10 protein-coding genes are annotated in these 15,580 nt (G+C 62.3%); all 10 read right to left on the bottom strand.

Features of this window, described 5'->3' with window-relative positions:
* Nucleotides 1-14 precede the first annotated feature (14 nt).
* A complete protein-coding gene (locus ACXZ1M_RS12775) occupies nucleotides 15-833 on the bottom strand; it encodes an MlaA family lipoprotein (RefSeq protein WP_459053522.1) in 819 nt (272 codons plus the stop codon).
* Nucleotides 830-1,300: an outer membrane lipid asymmetry maintenance protein MlaD gene (gene mlaD, locus ACXZ1M_RS12780; RefSeq protein WP_459053523.1), complete on the bottom strand. Its 471-nt coding sequence runs from the start codon at nucleotides 1,298-1,300 to the stop codon at nucleotides 830-832. Before mlaD ends, ACXZ1M_RS12775 begins: the two co-directional genes overlap by 4 nt.
* 25 nt (nucleotides 1,301-1,325) lie before the next feature.
* Nucleotides 1,326-2,111 carry a lipid asymmetry maintenance ABC transporter permease subunit MlaE gene (gene mlaE, locus ACXZ1M_RS12785; protein ID WP_373989651.1) on the bottom strand — a complete coding sequence of 262 codons (786 nt, stop codon included), beginning with the start codon at nucleotides 2,109-2,111 and terminating at the stop codon, nucleotides 1,326-1,328.
* Nucleotides 2,108-2,911 (bottom strand): ABC transporter ATP-binding protein, encoded by an 804-nt coding sequence (locus tag ACXZ1M_RS12790; RefSeq protein ID WP_459053524.1) that lies wholly within the window; start codon nucleotides 2,909-2,911, stop codon nucleotides 2,108-2,110. The genes mlaE and ACXZ1M_RS12790 overlap by 4 nt, the downstream gene beginning before the upstream one ends.
* Nucleotides 2,912-3,163: 252 nt before the next feature.
* Nucleotides 3,164-4,627: a glutamate synthase subunit beta gene (locus ACXZ1M_RS12795; RefSeq protein WP_459053525.1), complete on the bottom strand. Its 1,464-nt coding sequence runs from the start codon at nucleotides 4,625-4,627 to the stop codon at nucleotides 3,164-3,166.
* Nucleotides 4,628-4,734: 107 nt separating this feature from the next.
* The gene (locus tag ACXZ1M_RS12800; RefSeq protein WP_459053526.1) at nucleotides 4,735-9,462 is read right to left on the bottom strand and encodes a glutamate synthase-related protein; all 4,728 of its coding nucleotides are present in this window, start codon (nucleotides 9,460-9,462) and stop codon (nucleotides 4,735-4,737) included.
* Between the two features lie 138 nt (nucleotides 9,463-9,600).
* The gene (locus ACXZ1M_RS12805; RefSeq protein WP_459053527.1) at nucleotides 9,601-10,302 is read right to left on the bottom strand and encodes a transposase; all 702 of its coding nucleotides are present in this window, start codon (nucleotides 10,300-10,302) and stop codon (nucleotides 9,601-9,603) included.
* Nucleotides 10,303-10,484: 182 nt separating this feature from the next.
* Nucleotides 10,485-11,165, bottom strand: a complete 681-nt coding sequence (locus ACXZ1M_RS12810; protein WP_373989656.1) for a response regulator transcription factor — start codon at nucleotides 11,163-11,165, stop codon at nucleotides 10,485-10,487.
* A gap of 50 nt (nucleotides 11,166-11,215) precedes the next feature.
* Nucleotides 11,216-12,355, bottom strand: a complete 1,140-nt coding sequence (locus ACXZ1M_RS12815; RefSeq protein WP_459053528.1) for a PAS domain-containing sensor histidine kinase — start codon at nucleotides 12,353-12,355, stop codon at nucleotides 11,216-11,218.
* Nucleotides 12,356-12,364: 9 nt separating this feature from the next.
* The gene (locus ACXZ1M_RS12820) at nucleotides 12,365-15,493 is read right to left on the bottom strand and encodes a DEAD/DEAH box helicase (protein WP_459053529.1); all 3,129 of its coding nucleotides are present in this window, start codon (nucleotides 15,491-15,493) and stop codon (nucleotides 12,365-12,367) included.
* Nucleotides 15,494-15,580: the final 87 nt, after the last annotated feature.

Below are 15,580 nucleotides of genomic sequence, written 5' to 3' on the forward strand. Positions count from 1 at the left end.
AGTGGTTCTTCGGTTCACTGGCTGTCAGGTTTTGCAGCCGGTGTGCCGGAGTTTAACTCTTTTGCCGGCGATTCGGATGACACGGGTGCCGAAGTTTCTGCGCTGTCATCTTTCTTAGGCTTGCTCGATGGACCGTCGCCGTCCGGGTGGATCTGGCTTTCGCGGCGCTGCAGATAGCCGTCGCGCAGGAATTCATAGCGGTCCAGCGCGGCGTCCTCGAACAGGCTCGACGCGTCCAGCAGGCCGGCGCGGGTGTCGACGATGCGCAGGGCGGTGCCGATGTTGCGCACGTAGGTCGGCTCCTTGTAGCGCCAGATGTCGCCGGCGATATCAGCCGGCAGCGCCACCGTGTCACGCACGGTCGACGGGCCCAGCAGCGGCAGCACCACGTACGGGCCGGACGACACACCCCACACGCCCAGGGTCTGGCCGAAGTCTTCCTTGTGTTTCGGCAGGCCGGCTTCGGTCGCGATGTCGAACAGGCCGACCACGCCCAGGGTCGAATTCAGCGCAAAGCGGGCGACGTCCGACATGCCGGCTTCGCCATTACCTTGCAGCAAGTTATTGATGGCGGTCCAGGCGTCACCCAGGTTGCCGAAGAAATTGCCGACGCCGGTCTGCACGAATTGCGGGGTGACGGTCTTGTAGGCGGTGGCCACCGGCTTCAGGGCATAGGTGTCGACCGTGTCGTTGAACTCGAACATGGCGCGGTTGAAGCCCTCGTACGGGTCGCGCGGGTTCGGGCCGGTGGCGCAGCCAGCCAGCATGACGGTGACGCCCAGCGCCAGCGCGGCTTGGCGGAATACGGTGGTGTGGCCTGCGGTACGGATCATTTCTCGTCCTTTCCTTCTGCGGCCTTGCTATAGATGAACTGATTGATCAGGTCCTCCAGCACGGCTGCCGACTGGGTGCGGGCGATCTTGTCGCCAGCGGCCAGGTTGTTGGTGTCGCCGCCGGCTTCGATGCCGACGTACTGTTCGCCCAGCAGGCCGGCGGTCAAGATCTTGGCCGAGCTGTCTTTAGGGAATTTGTAATTCTCTTCCATATTCAAGGTTACCAGCGCCTGATAGCTCTTGTCATCAAACTTGATCTCTCCCACACGGCCGACCACCACGCCGGAAGCCTTGACCGCCGCCTGCGCGCGCAGGCTGCCGATGTTGTCGAACTTGGCGGTGATCGCATAGGTTTTGCCGAAGGACAGCGCGCCCATATTGCCGGCCTTGAGCGCCAGGAACATCAGTGCGGCCACGCCGACCACGATGAACAGACCGACCCAGACATCCAGAGATTTGCGTTGCATAATTATTCCTCAGTTTCTTAATCTTTTATTTGCTGAACATCAGCGCCGTCATCATGAAGTCCAGCCACCAGATCATCAGCGATGAAATCACGACCGTGCGGGTGGTGGCGCGGGCCACATCTTCCGGGGTCGGTTGCGCTTCGTAGCCCTGGTACAGGGCGATGAAGGTAATGGCGATGCCGAACACCACGCTCTTGGCGAAGCCGTTGAAGATATCCTTCCAGATATCCACGCCGCCTTGCATCTGCGACCAGAAGGCGCCGTCGTCGATGCCGATCAGCTGCACGCCCACCAGCCAGCCGCCCAGCACGCCCACGGCGCTGAACACCGACGCCAGCAGCGGCACCGACAGCGCGCCGGCCCAGAAGCGCGGCGCCAGCACGCGCTGGATCGGATTGACGGCCATCATTTCCATGGCCGACAGCTGCTCGCCGGCCTTCATCAGGCCGATTTCAGCGGTCAGCGAGGTGCCGGCGCGGCCGGCGAACAGCAGCGCGGTGATCACCGGCCCCAGTTCGCGGGTCAGGCCCAGCGCCACCAGCAGGCCCAGCGATTGCTCGGCGCCGTATTTGTTGAGCGTGTAATAACCCTGCAGGCCCAGCACCATGCCGACGAACAGGCCGGACAGGGTGATGATCAGCATCGAGTAATTGCCGATGAAATGCAGCTGCTCGACCAACAGGCGCGGACGCTTCAGCAGGCCGGGCGACAGGCCCAGCATGGTGACGAAGGTGCGCGCGCCGAGGCCGATGCTTTCCACATAATCGCGCAGCGGCGCGCCCAGGCTGGACAACCAATTCTTTACACTCATACTTGCACTCCAAGGCCCAGGTCATCGGCCAGGGACTTGCCTGGGTAGTGGAACGGCACCGGGCCGTCCGCTTCCGCGTTGACGAATTGCTTCACATACGGATCGGTCGACACCAGCATCTCGGCCGGCGTGCCGCTCGCGACGATTTTGCCTTGCGACAGGAAATACACGTAGTCGGCGATGGCGAAGCTTTCCTTGACGTCGTGCGACACCAACACCGTGGTCGAACCGAGCGCCGAATTCAGGTTGCGGATCAGGTTGGCGGTGACGCCCATCGAGATCGGGTCCAGGCCGGCGAACGGCTCGTCATACATGATCAGTTCCGGGTCCAGCGCGATCGAACGGGCCAGCGCCACGCGGCGCGCCATGCCGCCGGAGATTTCTCCGGGCTTCAACTTGGCGGCGTTGCGCAGGCCCACGGCCTGCAGCTTCATCAGCACCAGATTGCGGATCAGCTCTTCCGACAGGTCGGTATGCTCGCGCAGCGGGAAGGCGACGTTTTCAAACACGGTCAAATCGGTGAACAGGGCGCCATGCTGGAACAGCATGCCCATTTTGCGACGCAACAGATACAAGCCGGCGGTATTGAGCTTGTGGACGATCTGGCCCTGCACCTGGACACGGCCTTTTTGCGGACGCAATTGGCCGCCGATCAGGCGCAACACGGTGGTCTTGCCGCTACCGGAGCCACCCATGATCGCAATCACTTTCCCACGTGGGAACTCCATGTTCAAGCCGGACAGGATCGCGCGCTTGCCATAGGTGAAGTGTAAATCACGGATTTCGACTAAATTAGCCACGACTGAACTCATTTTTTGGAATGCCGTATTGTAGTGCAGAAAGGGCAATCTCTGCTGGCAGGCCCCTCGAAGGCCCGGCTAAGTGGCAGATAATACAACACTACTGAACCCAAAGTCAGCAATTTATACCAGGCACTAATTGTTACATTTGTGCGATGCAGCATCGCAAACCGCAAAAAAACCGGATACGGTTGGGGATCGCCCATCCATATCCGGCAGGGAAGCCGGGCCGTGCCCGATTGCCGCGCTAGCTTAGCGTGGCAGCTCGGAACTGCCCATCAGGAACTCATCGACCGCGCGCGCGCACTGGCGGCCTTCGCGGATCGCCCACACCACCAGGGACTGGCCACGGCGCATGTCGCCGGCGGCAAAGACCTTGGCTGCGGAAGTCTTGTAGCAGCCTTCGCCATCCGTGGTGGCCTTGGCGTTGCCGCGTGCATCTTTCTCGACCGCGAAAGCGTCCAGGATGGTGGCGACCGGCGACACGAAGCCCATGGCCAGGAACACCAGGTCGGCTTTCATTTCGAATTCCGAGTTCGGCACTTCGGCCATCTTGCCGTCTTTCCATTCCACGCGGCAGGCGATCAGCTTCTCGACCTTGCCGCCCTTGCCTTCCAGGCGCTTGGTGGCCACCGCCCAGTCGCGCTCGCAACCTTCTTCGTGCGAGGACGAGGTGCGCAGCTTGGTCGGCCAGTAAGGCCAGACCAGCGGCTTGTTCTCTTGCTCCGGCGGCATAGGCATCAGTTCGAACTGGGTCACCGAGGCGGCGCCGTGACGGTTGGAGGTGCCCACGCAGTCGGAACCGGTATCGCCGCCGCCGATCACCACCACGTGCTTGCCGGTGGCTTTGATCTGGTCTTTCAGCTTGTCGCCGGCGTTGACCTTGTTTTGCTGCGGCAGGAAGTCCATGGCGAAATGCACGCCTTTGAGCTCGCGGCCCGGCACCGGCAGGTCGCGCGGCGATTCGGAACCGCCGGCCAGCACCACGGCGTCGTAGTCTTTTTGCAAGTCTTCAGGGAAGATGGTTTCCTTGGCCCAGTTGTTGACGTTGGCCGGGAAGTCCTTGCCGATCAACACGCTGGTGCGGAACACCACGCCTTCGGCTTCCATCTGCTTGACGCGACGGTCGATGTGCGACTTTTCCATCTTGAAGTCTGGAATGCCGTAGCGCAGCAGGCCGCCGACGCGGTCCGACTTTTCAAACACGGTGACGGCATGGCCGGCGCGCGCCAGCTGCTGGGCCGCTGCCAGGCCGGCAGGACCGGAACCGACCACGGCGACTTTCTTGCCGCTCTGCTTGGCGGCCGGCTGGGGAATGACCCAGCCGTGTTCCCAGCCTTCGTCGATGATCTTGTGTTCGATCGACTTGATGCCGACCGGATCTTCGCTGATGCCCAGGGTACAGGCGGACTCGCACGGCGCAGGGCAGATGCGGCCGGTGAATTCCGGGAAGTTGTTGGTCGAGTGCAGGGTGTCCAGCGCTTCGCGGTAGTTGCCGCGATAGACCAGGTCGTTCCAGTCCGGGATGATGTTGTTGACCGGGCAGCCGTTGTTGCAGAACGGGATGCCGCAATCCATGCAGCGTGCGCCCTGTACCTTGGCTTGCTCGTTGGTCAGCGGAATGACGAATTCCGCGTAGTTTTTCAGGCGCGTCGCTGGCGGCAGATAGCCTTCTTCCTGACGCTGGAATTCCATGAAGCCGGTGATTTTACCCACGATATTTCCTTAGTTATCTTTTGTTCCGCCGTCGTCCCCGCGCAAGCGGGGATCCATACTCAGCATGGATTCCCGCCTGCGCGGGAATGACGGTACTGCGGCGTTGATTAGGCAGCGATAGGCTGTACGGATGCGGCTTCGTTCGCCACGTCTTCGGCCATCTCGGCCAGTGCGCGTTTGTATTCGCTTGGGAATACCTTCACGAACTTGCCGCGGCTGTCAGCCCAGTTATCGAGCAACAGGCGCGCGCGCGTGCTGCCGGTGTGCTTGAAGTGACGCTCGATCAAACGCTTCAGGATCACCTCATCGGCCTCGCGACCATGTTCTTTGTGCTGCACGTGGAAGGTGGCGCTGTCGACCGACTGTTCCTTGGCGGCCAGCACCGGCTCCAGCGACACCATCGCGGTGTTGCAGCGCGTTTCGAAATCGCCGTCCGGGTCGTACACATAGGCGATACCGCCCGACATGCCCGCTGCGAAGTTACGGCCGGTATTGCCCAGCACCACCACGGTGCCGCCGGTCATGTATTCGCAACCGTGGTCGCCGGTGCCTTCGACGATGGCGGTGGCGCCCGAGTTACGCACGGCGAAACGCTCGCCGGCCACGCCGTTGAAGAAGGCTTCGCCGGCAATCGCGCCGTACAGCACGGTGTTGCCGATGATGATGTTGTTGACCGCCCAGCCACGGAACTCGGTGTTCGGACGCACGATGATGCGGCCGCCCGACAAGCCCTTGCCGACGTAATCGTTGCCCTCGCCCACCAGGTCGATGGTGATGCCGTGCGCCAGGAAGGCGCATGCCGACTGGCCGGCCGTGCCTTGCAGCTGGATGTGGATGGTGTCGTCCGGCAGGCCGGCGTGACCGTAGCGCTTGGCCACTTCGCCCGACAGCATGGTGCCGACGGTGCGGTTCAAGTTCTTCACCGGCGAGATGAAGGACACGCGCTCGCCTTTTTCCAGCGCCGCCTTGGCTTGCGCGATCAGCTTGTGGTCGAGTGCCTTGTCCAGGCCGTGGTCTTGTTCCATCGTGTGATAGATGGAGTCGCCGTTCGGTACTTCCGGCTGGTAGAAGATGTTGCTGAAGTCCAGACCCTTGGCTTTCCAGTGCGAAATCGCCTTGGATTTGTCCAGCAGGTCGACGCGGCCGATCAGCTCGTCGTAGGTGCGGATGCCCAGTTGCGCCATCAGCTGACGCGCTTCTTCAGCGACGAAGAAGAAGTAGTTGACCACGTACTCAGGCTTGCCCGAGAACTTGGCGCGCAGCACCGGATCCTGGGTGGCAACGCCGACCGGGCAGGTGTTCAGGTGGCATTTACGCATCATGATGCAGCCTTCCACCACCAGCGGTGCGGTGGCGAAGCCGATTTCGTCGGCGCCCAGCATGGCGGCGATGACCACGTCGCGGCCGGTACGCATCTGGCCGTCGGCCTGGACGCGGATACGGCTACGCAGGCCGTTCAGCACCAGGGTCTGTTGCGTTTCCGCCAGGCCCAGCTCCCAAGGGGTGCCGGCGTGCTTGACCGAGGACAGCGGCGAAGCGCCGGTGCCGCCGTCATGTCCCGCCACCACCACGTGGTCGGCCTTGGCCTTGGTCACACCTGCAGCCACGGTGCCGATACCCACTTCCGACACCAGCTTGACCGAAATCGAAGCGCGCGGATTGGCGTTCTTCAGATCGTGGATCAGCTGCGCCAGATCTTCAATCGAGTAGATATCGTGGTGCGGCGGCGGCGAAATCAGGCCCACGCCCGGCACCGAGAAGCGCAGCGTTGCGATGTATTCGGACACTTTGTGGCCCGGCAACTGGCCGCCCTCGCCAGGTTTCGCGCCCTGGGCCATCTTGATCTGGATCTGGTCGGCCGAGTTCAGGTAAGCGGCGGTCACGCCGAAACGGCCCGATGCCACCTGCTTGATGCGCGAGCGCAGCGAGTCGCCTTCCTGCAGAGGAATATCGACCACCATCTGCTCTTTGCCCATGACCGAAGCCATGGTCTCGCCCTGCTTGATCTTGATGCCTTTCAGCTCCATGGTGTAGCGCGATGGATCTTCGCCGCCTTCACCGGTGTTGGACTTGCCGCCGATACGGTTCATGGCGACCGCCAGCGTGGCGTGGGCTTCGGTCGAAATCGAGCCCATCGACATGGCGCCGGTGGCGAAACGCTTGACGATCTCCTTGGCCGGCTCGACTTCGTCCAGCGGAATCGCCTTGGTCGGATCGATCTTGAACTCGAACAGGCCGCGCAGGGTCAGGTGACGCTTGCTCTGGTCGTTGATGATCTGCGCGTACTCTTTATAGCTGGAGAAGTTGTTCGAACGGGTCGAGTGCTGCAGCTTGGCGATCGCGTCCGGGGTCCACAGGTGGTCTTCGCCACGCACACGGAAGGCGTACTCGCCGCCGGCGTCCAGGTGGTTTTCCAGCACGGGATCGCTGCCGAAGGCCAGGTTGTGCAGGCGCAGCGCTTCTTCCGCCACTTCGAACACGCCGATGCCTTCCACGTTGGACGAGGTGCCCTTGAAGTACTTGTCGACCAGCGATTTGTTCAGGCCGATCGCTTCGAAGATCTGTGCGCCGCAGTAGGACATATAGGTCGAGATGCCCATCTTGGACATGACCTTCATCAGGCCCTTGCCGATCGCCTTGGTGAAGTTGTAGATGGCTTTCTCGGCCGACATATCGCCTGGCATGCCCGCAGCCATTTCGGCCAGGGTTTCCATCGCCAGGTAGGGGTGGATCGCTTCCGCGCCGTAGCCGGCCAGCAGGGCGAAGTGGTGGGTTTCGCGGGCCGAGCCGGTTTCCACCACCAGGCCGGTCGAGGCGCGCAGGCCTTTCGACACCAGGTGCTGGTGAATGGTGGAGGTGGCCAGCAGCGCTGGAATCGCCACGCGCTCAGGGCCGACCGAACGGTCCGAGACGATCAGGATGTTGTGGCCGGACTTGACCGCGTCGACGGCTTCCGCGCACAGCGAGGCCAGGCAGGCTTCAACGCCTTCCTTGCCCCAGGCCAGCGGGTAGCAGATGCCCAGTTCGTAGGACTTGAACTTGCCGCCGGTGTGCTGGCTGATGTTGCGCAGGCGCTCCATGTCGTCGAAGCCCAGGATAGGCTGCGACACTTCGAGGCGCATCGGCGGGTTGACGTTGTTGGTGTCCAGCAGGTTAGGCTTAGGACCGATGAACGACACCAGCGACATCACCATCGCTTCGCGGATCGGGTCGATCGGCGGGTTGGTCACTTGCGCGAACAGCTGCTTGAAGTACGAGTACAGCGGCTTCAGCTTGTTGGACATGACGGCCAGCGGCGAGTCATTGCCCATCGAGCCGGTGGCTTCTTCGCCGGCGGCGGCCATAGGCGCCATCAGGAATTTCAAATCTTCCTGGGTGTAGCCGAAGGCTTGCTGGCGGTCCAGCAGCGACGGCACGGCTTTTTCGCCCTGGGCCGGGGTCTTGTCCTTGGCGCGGTTGTGCGCCAGCTGGCTTTCGCTCAGCTTGATTTCGTTGAGCTTGATCCGCACCGCGTTGATCCATGCCTTGTACGGCTTGGCGTTGGCGTAGGTGTCTTTCAGCTCTTTGTCGTCGATGATGCGGCCGGCTTCCAGGTCGATCAGGAACATCTTGCCTGGTTGCAGACGCCATTTCTGGATGATTTTCGACTCGGGAATCGGCAATACGCCCGATTCCGACGCCATCACCACCAGATCGTCGTCGGTCACGATGTAACGTGCAGGACGCAGACCGTTACGGTCCAGCGTGCCGCCGATGTAACGGCCGTCGGTGAAGGCCATGGCGGCCGGGCCGTCCCATGGTTCCATCATGGCGGCGTGATATTCGTAGAACGCACGGCGATTGTCGTCCATCGTGCCGTGATTTTCCCAAGCCTCTGGAACCATCATCATCATCGCCTGGGCGATCGGATAGCCTGCCATCAGCAGCAGTTCCAGCGCGTTGTCGAAGCAGGCGGTGTCCGACTGGCCTTCGTAGATCAGCGGGAACAGCTTTTGCAGGTCGTCGCCCAGCACGGCCGACTTCATCACGCCTTCGCGGGCGCGCATCCAGTTGAAGTTGCCTTTGACGGTGTTGATCTCGCCGTTGTGCGCCAGCAGGCGGTACGGGTGGGCCAGCGGCCATTCCGGGAAGGTGTTGGTCGAGAAACGCTGGTGCACCAGCGCCAGCGCCGAGATGCAGCGCGCGTCTTGCAGGTCTTTATAGTACACGCCCACCTGGTCGGCCAGCAGCAGGCCTTTGTAGACGATGGTACGGGCCGACAGCGAGGCCACGAAGAATTCTTTGCCGTGGATCAGTTTCAGCGCCTGGATGGCGTGGCCCGACGATTTGCGGATCACGTACAGCTTACGTTCCAGCGCGTCGGTCACCATGATGTCGGCGCCACGGCCGATGAAGATCTGGCGGATCACCGGCTCTTTGGCGCGCACGGTCGGCGACATCGGCATGTCGAGGTCGACCGGCACATTGCGCCAGCCCAGCACGATCTGGCCTTCGGCGCGCACGGCGCGCTCGATTTCCTGTTCGCAGGCGATGCGCGAAGCGTTTTCCTTCGGCAGGAACACCATGCCGACGCCGTATTCGCCTGGCGGCGGCAGTTCCACGCCTTGCTTGGCCATTTCGTCGCGGTAGTACTGGTCCGGGATCTGGATCAGGATACCGGCGCCGTCGCCCATCAGCGGATCGGCGCCGACGGCGCCCCGGTGATCGAGGTTCTTCAAGATCAGCAGACCCTGTTCCACAATCGAGTGACTCTTGTTGCCCTTGATGTGGGCGACGAAACCGACGCCACAGGCATCGTGTTCATTGGAAGGATCGTAAAGACCTTGGGCTTTCATGGCTAAACTCCGGACTAATTGGCTCGAAAGTCAAGGTTAGTGCAATGCAGCGTAAACTTCAACAATAACAATTAGGGTCGGAGTCGAATTAAATTTTCCTCAGAAGCTTATTTTTTTAATTGGGGACAGAGTGATACCCTATTCGGTGACAGGCTTTATTTTGAATGGGCGGCCGCGTTTAGCCGGCAATACCTGGCGTTTGATGCGGCTTTGCAGCGTGGTCTGGAACTGTTGCGAGCCCAACGGCCAGCCTTTGAGCAGGGCTTTGCTGATTAAAGTGATTTCTTCCGGCGTCAGGGACGGCTCGGAAAGCGCGCTGTAGGCCGCTTCGCGCTGGAACGGCGTGTTGCCGAGTTCCCAGACCTTGGCGTGGTCGGTCACCAAGCCGTCCGGGCGGATGCCGGCGTGGTGGCAATAACTGGACCACGGATAATCCTCGGCGCGCGCCACCATGCCGTTGCGCACCGGGTTGAATTCGATATAGCGACTGCACAACATGAAGTAGGCGTCGGCATCGATCAGGGACGTTTTGTAGCGTCCGTTCCACAAAGTTCCACTACGGACATACTTTTGGTTGAAGTAGGGGACGTAATAGCGGCCTATCCACTGCATCATCTGGCCCAGGCCGGTCTCATCGGACGGCGTGAGCAGCAAATGCACGTGATTCGGCATCAAACAATAGGTATGGACGGCGACTTTGTAGGTTTTGGCGGCGCTGCGCAGCCAGCCGAGAAAGGCCTGATAGTCGTCGGCGTCCAGGAACACATGCTGGTTGTTGGCGCCGGTCTGGATGACGTGGTGAGGCTGATTGGGAACGATTAAACGGGGCAGACGTGCCATAAACGGATGAAAGGGGTGGCTGGAACCCAGATTCTACCCGTCCACGCTCACTCCGTCCCCATTAAATTCCGCGCCGGCTCGGAATGGCGTGACTCCGTCCCCATTTGTACTCCGCACGGCGCGAACCGCCGGGGTCGGACCCCGTACGGGGTCCGCCCCCTCTGTCGCTTGGGGTAAAGGAATCAGGAAAGGTTGAAGCTGGCGGACAGGCTGTAGCCCTCGCCATAGGCGCTGCGCAGCGGCAGATCCTGCCCCAGGCCGGTGCGCGCCTTCTTGCGCAGGCGGTACACCAGCATGTCGACGCGGCGTCCGGCATCCGGATCGTCGCCGCCGATGCCGGCCACGATGACCTGGCGCGGCACCGGCCGGGTATTAATGGTCAGCAAGTGCAGGAAGTTGCACTCTTTCTCGGTCAGGGTAATCGCCATGCCCTGCAGCTCCAGCTGGCGCGCGCTGACCTTCAAGGTCCACTTGCTCGGCGCCGGGATGGTTTCCTGCGGCCCCACGCGACGGTCGAGCGCCTCGATGTGCGCCGCCAATTCCGGAAACTTGATAGGCTTGGTCAAATAGTGGTCCGCGCCCAGGCGCAAACCCAGAATGCGGTTGTCGAAGGCGACGCGGCCGGTCAGCACCAGCAAGCCGATCTGCGGATATAGCTGGCGCATGCGCGGAATGACATTGAAGCCGTCCTCATCCGGCAGGCCGAGGTCGAGCACGACCACGCCCACATTGCCTTGGCTGAGGGCCGACCACATATCGCTGGCGTTATTGGTGATGTGCACTTCGTGTTCAAGTTCAGTCAGGAATTCCGCCATTTCTTCGGCGTACTCCAGATTGTCTTCCACGATGAGTATTTGCGTCATTGATGCGCCATTCGATCGGTTAGTACGCAAGCGTGCTCAGGCCCGTCCTGCTATGAGCTTGCGTCCAAGGAATTATCACTGTTGGTTTCCCCTTTCGCAAGGTTTTTCCCGGCATTCGCCGCTACTGGCAGCCAAATCCGAAATTCCGTGCCGCTTTCAGAAACATTCCGTGCAGTGACAGTGCCGCCGTGCACGTCCGCGATCGCGCGCGCCATGTACAAGCCCAGCCCGGAACCCGCCACGCCAGCGGCGTTGCTGCCTCTATAGGCTTTGTCGAATACCCTCGGCAACTCCGTTTCCGGTATGCCCGCGCCGTGATCGCGCACCAGGAATTCAACCCCACCTTTTGTTGCTATCCTGCCCAGCAATTCTATCCGAATATCATCGTCTGTGTACTTTATGGCATTGTCGACCAATATTTCAAGACAGACGCGCATGCCCGCCGGGTCGCAGCGCACCCATTGCGGCAAGTCCTGGACCTGCACGCTGATCTGCGGGCGCCGCTGGCGGGCCGTCTCGGCGATGGTCTGCAACAGCGTGGCGGGGTCGATTTCGTTCGGCTGGCGCTCGCGGCCGATGCTGGCCATGCGATCAGGCGACAGGTATTCGTCCAGCATGACCAGCATGCGGTCGACGGCGGTCTGGATCTTGCGGTAACGCTTGCGGGTGCCTTCGTCGTGATGCGCGCCTGTCATTTCCAGCCGCTGCACGGCGCCGTCGATGGTCGACAGCGGCGTGCGGAATTCGTGCGACAGCATGGAGGCGAATTTTTTCTGTTGCTGCGCCAGCTCGCGCCGGGCGCTCAGGTCGCGCACCACGCCCACTACCGAGACCGGCACGCCGGCGGCGTCGAGGATCAAGGTCGATTCGATTTCCACCGGCACCGCATGGCCGCTGCTGTCGGCCAGCTCGGCTTCGCGCAGCAGGCGAAGGCGGCTCAGGTCGCCTTTGGCGTGACGTGCCAGCCGCGCCGGCACATCCTTGAGCAGGCCGGCCGCCAGCACTTGCGCGGTGTCCAGGGTATGGCCGAAATGGCGTTCTGCGGCCGGGCTCAGCCACGTCAGCCGCAGGCTGGCGCAATCGGCCATCCAGCTGACTTCGCTGCTGTTGTCGAGCAGCAGCCGGTAGCGGGCCTCGTTGGCCTGCGACTCGCGCAAGGCCGCCTGCAGCTCCTCTATCGTCTGCTTCATGACAAACTCCTATTCGACCAGCGGGGCGAAGATCTGTTGCAAGTCTTCCTGGGTGAGCGCCATCTTCTGCGATTCGCCTTCGGCCAGGATCGATTGCGCCAGGTCGGATTTCTTCTGTTGCAAGACCTGGATCTTTTCTTCCAGCGTGCCCTTGGCGATCAGCTTGTAGACGAAGACCGGCTTGTCCTGGCCGATGCGCCAGGCGCGGTCGGTGGCCTGGTTTTCCGCCGCCGGGTTCCACCATGGATCATAGTGAATAACCGTATCGGCCGCCGTCAGGTTGAGGCCGACACCGCCGGCCTTCAGCGAAATCAGGAAAATCGGCACGGCGCCCTGCTGGAACGCCGCCACTTGCGCGCTGCGGTCCTTGGTGTCGCCCGTAAGCAAGGCGTACGGGATGTCGCGCGCTTCCAGCTCTTCCTGGATCAGTTCCAACATGCTGGTGAACTGCGAGAACACCAGGATCTTGCGCTTTTCCTCCAGCAGATCCTCGACCATCTGCATCAGGTCGATCAACTTGGCGGAACCGGCGGCCTGCTGTTTCTTGGTGGTCGACTTGACCAGGCGCGGGTCGCAGCACACCTGGCGCAGCTTGAGCAGCGCTTCCAGGATGACGATCTGGCTGCGCGCCACGCCCTTGCGGTCGATTTCCTCGCGCACTTTCTGGTCCATGGCCAGGCGCACGGTTTCGTACAGGTCGCGCTGGGCGCCGGTCAGTTCCACCTTGCGCACCATTTCGGTCTTCGGCGGCAACTCTTTCGCCACGTTGTCCTTGGTACGGCGCAGCAGGAAGGGCTTGATGCGGCGGTTCAGCAGCGCGCGGCGCAGCGGGTCGTCGGCGCGTTCGATCGGGTGGCGGAACACGCTGTTGAAGCCCTTCTCGTCGCCCAGCAGGCCCGGCAGCAGGAAGTGGAACTGCGACCACAACTCGCCCAGGTGGTTTTCCAGCGGCGTGCCGGACAGGCACAGGCGATGGCGCGCGCGCAGCAGGCCGGCGCTCTGGGCCGCCTTGGAGCGGGTGTTTTTGATGTAGTGCGATTCGTCCAGGATCACCAGGTGGAAATCGTGCTCGCGCAGTTTTTCCTCGTCGCGCGGCAGCAGGGCGTAGGTGGTCAGCACCAGGTCGGCCTCGTCGATCTGGTCGAACTGGCCCATGCGGTCCTTGCCTTGCAGCAGCAGCACTTTCAGGCCGGGGGCGAAACGCGCCGCCTCTTCCTGCCAATTGCCCATCAGGCTGGTTGGTGCGATAACCAGCGCCGGCGCGGTCAGGCGGCCGGCTTCTTTTTCCACCAGGATGTGGGCCAGCGTCTGCACGGTCTTGCCCAGGCCCATGTCATCGGCCAGGATGCCGGCGAAGCCGTATTCGCGCAGGAATTGCATCCACGAGAGACCATCGGTTTGATAGTCACGCAGGGTGGCTTGCAGGCCGGCCGGCGTGGCGACGCGCTTGACGGCGCCGAACTGGTTCAGGCGCGCGCCCATGTCGCGCAGCTCGTCGCCGCCTATCCACGTCATTTGCACGTTGCGCGACAGCTCGTCCAGGCGCGCCGCGTCCAGCGTGGCCATGTGCAGCGAATTCTTGATCTTGTCGCTGAAATACAACTCGCCCAGGGTGCTCAGGATGGGGCGCACGCGGCCCCAAGGCAGGGCGACGCGGGTGCCGTCGGCCAGCGTGGCCAGCATCTGGTCTTCCGCACCGTGGCTGGCGATGGCTTTCGGATTGAAATCGAGGGGGGCGTTGCGGATCAGCTGGACCAGCACCGGCAGCAGCGGCACGCGCTCCTGGTTGACCATGATGCCCAGCTCCAGATCGAACCAGGCGCGGCCGCCGTCGGCCTCGTCTTCCACCACTTCCGCGTACCAGTCGCCGACTTCCAGCGTGTCGTAGCGGTATTTGGTGGTTTTTTCGATTTTCCAGCCGGCTTCTTTCAGTGCATCGATGCCGTCGCGGGCAAAGCGGATCCACTCGGCCTGGGTCGGCAGCAGCAGGCCGCCCTTGACGGCGCTCAGCGGCAGCGTACTCGGGGCGACGAAATGGCGCTCGTTGAGCAGCGCCAGCGCGTCGTCCTCGGCGGTGCTGTCGCGCTGAATGATTTCGGTCACTTCGCCCTTCTGGCGCACCACGCGCTGCGACGGGTCGAACGAGACACGTTCGCCGTCGTAATCGAAGGACAGCACGGCGAAGTCGTTCCAGCGTTGCAGCGAGCCGTCGGCCAGCATGGCGGCGTCCAAGGTCAGCACCGGACGCGGCTTGACGTCGTCACGTATGCGTTGCGGCAATGGCTGCGGCAGCGGCATCAAGCCCTGCAGCCCGTGCGCCAGCAGCAGTTGCGATACGCGCATCTTGTCGTTATTGGTCAGCAACGGCGCTTGCGCCACCAGCGCTTGCAGGTCGGCCAGCGCGATCTCGGTGCCGCCCTGGTTCAATTGCAGCACGCCGCAGGAAAGATTGTCGATGTACCACGGCGGATCGGTCGGCAGCATGTAGTCGACTTGGTCGGCGCCGACGTGCTTGGCGCCCGGCGGCGGCGCCACCTGCCAGCCCAGGCGCAAGCCCTTGCCCTCTTCGCGCCACGCCAAATTGGCTTCGCGCAACACGCCGCCCTTGAGCGGATACACCAAGCCGTTGCCGACGTCGGCCCATGAGTTAGCCCACAACAATTTGTCTTGCTCTGCCAGCATATTCAGCAAGGCCGCGCCGATCTTGCCGCGCGGCTCGGTGGCCGAACCGGTCTGGGAATTCTGGCCGCTGCGCATGGCCACGAAGAAACGGATCAGATCTTCGTCGTTGGGCGTCATGAAGCTTGGCGGCGTCGACAGCAGCGAAAACACTTCGCTCACCGGACTGGCCGCCGCCACGTCGCCGTTCGGGCGCAGGCGGGCCTTGTACAGGCACAGTGCCACGTGACGGCCGCCGCTGGTCGGCGCCATCACGTAAATCAGTTTGTATTGGGTCTGCTTCGGGTCGTTTTCCACCGGAGGCGGCGTCAGCTTGGCCTTCGGGTGCGCTGCCGCATCCACACGCTGCAGCCAGGTGGCGACAGCGTACGACAATTGATTCGCGGGCGGCACAAGGCGCGTTGGAGCCGGTGCTGGAGCAGCAGGGGCGGCAGGTGCGTCGTCGCGGGTAAGATCCATAGGTCGCATTGTTGTTCAAAGATGGTTCAAAAACGGCAACAGGCAATATTATCCGCCATTGAAGCGTTCGTGTTCATGTAAATTGAC

This window comes from Duganella paludis (assembly GCF_054461335.1).

Excerpts from the sequence above, each read along its gene's own strand:
- ACXZ1M_RS12775 (WP_459053522.1), bottom strand. The coding sequence starts at position 833 with ATGATCCGTACCGCAGGCCACACCACCGTATTCCGCCAAGCCGCGCTG.
- ACXZ1M_RS12800 (WP_459053526.1), bottom strand. The coding sequence starts at position 9,462 with ATGAAAGCCCAAGGTCTTTACGATCCTTCCAATGAACACGATGCCTGT.
- ACXZ1M_RS12805 (WP_459053527.1), bottom strand. The coding sequence starts at position 10,302 with ATGGCACGTCTGCCCCGTTTAATCGTTCCCAATCAGCCTCACCACGTC.
- ACXZ1M_RS12810 (WP_373989656.1), bottom strand. The coding sequence starts at position 11,165 with ATGACGCAAATACTCATCGTGGAAGACAATCTGGAGTACGCCGAAGAA.
- ACXZ1M_RS12820 (WP_459053529.1), bottom strand. The coding sequence starts at position 15,493 with ATGGATCTTACCCGCGACGACGCACCTGCCGCCCCTGCTGCTCCAGCA.
- ACXZ1M_RS12815 (WP_459053528.1), bottom strand. The coding sequence starts at position 12,355 with ATGAAGCAGACGATAGAGGAGCTGCAGGCGGCCTTGCGCGAGTCGCAG.
- mlaE (WP_373989651.1), bottom strand. The coding sequence starts at position 2,111 with ATGAGTGTAAAGAATTGGTTGTCCAGCCTGGGCGCGCCGCTGCGCGAT.
- mlaD (WP_459053523.1), bottom strand. The coding sequence starts at position 1,300 with ATGCAACGCAAATCTCTGGATGTCTGGGTCGGTCTGTTCATCGTGGTC.